Below are 2,318 nucleotides of genomic sequence, written 5' to 3' on the forward strand. Positions count from 1 at the left end.
TGATACGTCCACTACGGCAGATTCTTCAGCAGTATTGGTTTCCGTTGCAGTCAGAACTTCAACAGTTACATCTTCTGCAATGGAATCCTCAAGTGAAACGACTGCTGCAGCTTCACTTATACTTTCACCAGACTCCTCATTTTTTTCTTCAGCCGGAATTTCAACATTGGCATCCCCTAAAAGCGGAAGGTCAGTTGCTTCAATATGCAAAACCTCATTGTCGCTCAACACTTCGACATTCAGCTCAAGCAGGCCAGAACCATCTCCTTCTGCCTGTGCAAACGAAGGTGCCATGCTCAAAGTTGCCCAAATTCCTAAAGCGGCTGCAGTATAAGTTATCAATGATTTTTTCATTATTTTTCCTCTCCTTTTTTAAACTGGTTTATGCCACATTTAAAAAAGGAGTTATTGCGGGCGGTTTCCTCAAAGGCGTATGAATCCACTGAATAATAGCATAGCTATTTCTGTGGTACCAAAGTTTTTGGGCAGATAGCTTAAACATATCCGAAGAGGCAATGTTGCCGTAGCTTAAATCTGTACTATGCCCGTTAAATGAACCTGAGGCTTGAGCAGATGATGGTGAGCCTGGTTGGACCGGAACAGTTGCCAATGCCCGATTTCCATCTTGTTCTTCCGGGAAAATCGGTGTTTGTGTAGCGGGAGCCGTTTCTTTGGCGGCTTCACTTCTGTCCATTTCGTTTTCAGCAATCGGCAATTGGATCACTGAAGCAACGGGAGTTCCTCCGATTTCCATCGTCCCTGCAGCGGATGGCTGCGTTGCTGGAACTTCGACAGTTTCTTCAATTAAAGCCGACGGTGCTTCTTGCAATGGTGTTTCTCCAGTGTCTTCTTCAACTTTTAAAGCGATTGTATTTTCATCAGGCTGTCGACTTACAACTGGAACTTCATTTTCAAGAGGAAGTTCATTTTGCACCGGATCTTCATAGCCAGCCGGTGCTTGCGGCTGAGTTACTGGAACTTCAGGGCGTGTCACTTCTTCCGCTGCCGGCTGTTCACTGGCAGGAATTTCCGGTTGTTGTACAGGAGTCGGTTTTTCAGCCTCATGCGGCAGGTCTGCAGCTTTATCAACTGCGTCAATTGTTTTTTCAACCGTTTTTTCGGCCGTGTCTGTTACAGCTTCCACTGTTTCATTTACCTTATCCGCTGTTTTTTCAACCGTCTGCTGAACACCCGATGTCACTTTCTGCAACGTCTTGTTCACTTCTTTGACGACCGGTGTCACCACTGGAACTTCAGGAAGATTTTCCACGGTTTCATCTACCGCATCAAATACTTCCGAAGTCGTTTTAGTCACGGTGCCAGTAGTTTCCTTCACAGTTGTTTTCACTGCAGGTGTCGTATTTGCAACGGCTTTCTCCACTAAGGAGCCGGTATCTTTCACAGTGGAGGTAATGACTTTGTTTTCCACTGGGTCTGATATTTTTTCAATGGTTCCAGCAGTGAAATCAACTGCGTCTTTGACAGTCTTCTCAACACTTTTTGCAGTTTCTTCTAAAATGGCTCCAGTCGATTTCCCTGCTTGTCCGCCCACATTTCCCACTGTATTGCCAAGCGTTTTGACCGTACCGCTAATCAGGCCGCTGCGATTTTCTTCCGCTTTTCCTTCCAGCTCGTCACCGTGAACCATAAAAGGATAAGCCAACAACAAACCGGCTCCAATTGCGAATGAAAATATGCCTTTCTTCATATTTTCACCTCCTTCCTTTGCGAGTTGTCGAACAATTCACATATAGTAATAATTTGATTCCCTTTCTATATAAAAATTAAACTAATTTGTATATATTTTCTATTTTTTATTTCCCTTAATTTTACAAGGCAATAATTTGAGTCCATTCGACTATATGAATTTTTGCGCCAGCCAATATTTCTATTCTGGCAATCCGTCCGGTATGGCCCCCATGACTAACAGCCGCTAAAATCTGGATAGAAGCAGCGGAAGGCATCAATCAACACTGATGCTAAAAACAGCTGCATACAACCATCTAAAATATTCCGCAAATTGATTGTGCAGGAGGTTTTTTATGATCAAATATCGAGAGATTCTTCGCCTGTATGTGTTCAAGGACTACGATCACTGAAGTGCTGGAGATAGCAGAAACAAAAGGGAATCTCCTGGCTTGCCTAAGTATTTAAGAGGCAAAGTGTTACTGCTTTTTATAATGGCAAGAGTCAAAGAGTGAACACATTACAATAGAAGAAATTTCTTGAATTTTTTTCTCGGGGAGGCCATCTTTCATGTGCTTTTCTGTGCTGAGCGCGGATATAATTTTTTGACGGCGGATATATTTCTCTGACGG

General features: G+C 43.4%; 2 protein-coding genes. Both read right to left on the bottom strand.

Going from position 1 to position 2,318, the window contains the following annotated elements; translation table 11 throughout:
• Positions 1-354 (bottom strand): hypothetical protein (locus KW93_RS00670; RefSeq protein WP_033541024.1); only part of this gene is annotated, 354 nt, incomplete at its 3' end.
• 28 nt (positions 355-382) lie between these two features.
• Positions 383-1,708 carry a hypothetical protein gene (locus tag KW93_RS00675; protein WP_033541025.1) on the bottom strand — a complete coding sequence of 442 codons (1,326 nt, stop codon included), beginning with the start codon at positions 1,706-1,708 and terminating at the stop codon, positions 383-385.
• Positions 1,709-2,318 lie beyond the last annotated feature (610 nt).

The organism is Planococcus sp. CAU13, assembly GCF_000775575.1.
Classification (GTDB): Bacteria; Bacillota; Bacilli; order Bacillales_A; family Planococcaceae; genus Planococcus.